This is a genomic window from Paraclostridium sordellii (genome assembly GCF_000953675.1).
In the GTDB taxonomy this organism is placed as follows: Bacteria; Bacillota; Clostridia; order Peptostreptococcales; family Peptostreptococcaceae; genus Paraclostridium; species Paraclostridium sordellii.
Genome location: NZ_LN679998.1, coordinates 3,387,374 through 3,387,643, shown reverse-complemented (window position 1 = coordinate 3,387,643; position 270 = coordinate 3,387,374). Strand labels below are relative to the sequence as shown.

At 49.3% G+C, this 270-nt stretch carries 3 tRNA genes; all 3 read left to right on the top strand.

The features are described from left to right. The first annotated feature begins 9 nt into the window (after positions 1-9). Positions 10-86: transfer RNA gene (locus ATCC9714_RS16660), tRNA-Asp, on the top strand. A 16-nt stretch (positions 87-102) separates the two neighbouring features. Beyond that, positions 103-178: transfer RNA gene (locus ATCC9714_RS16655), tRNA-Asn, on the top strand. A gap of 6 nt (positions 179-184) precedes the next feature. After that, positions 185-259, top strand: a tRNA-Thr gene (locus tag ATCC9714_RS16650). Positions 260-270 lie beyond the last annotated feature (11 nt).

The following is a 270-nucleotide window of genomic DNA, read 5'->3' as shown; positions in this document are numbered from 1 at the left end:
ACCAATTGCGGCCTGGTAGTTCAGCTGGTTAGAATGCCAGCCTGTCACGCTGGAGGTCGAGGGTTCGAGTCCCTTCCAGGTCGCCAAATTAATTAAATACGCGGGAATATGGCTCAGTTGGTAGAGCAATTGACTGTTAATCAATGGGTCACAGGTTCGAGTCCTGTTATTCCCGCCAATATATGCTAGTGTGGCTCAACGGTAGAGCAGCTGACTTGTAATCAGCAGGTTGTAGGTTCGATTCCTATCACTAGCTCCAACGTGGAGGAT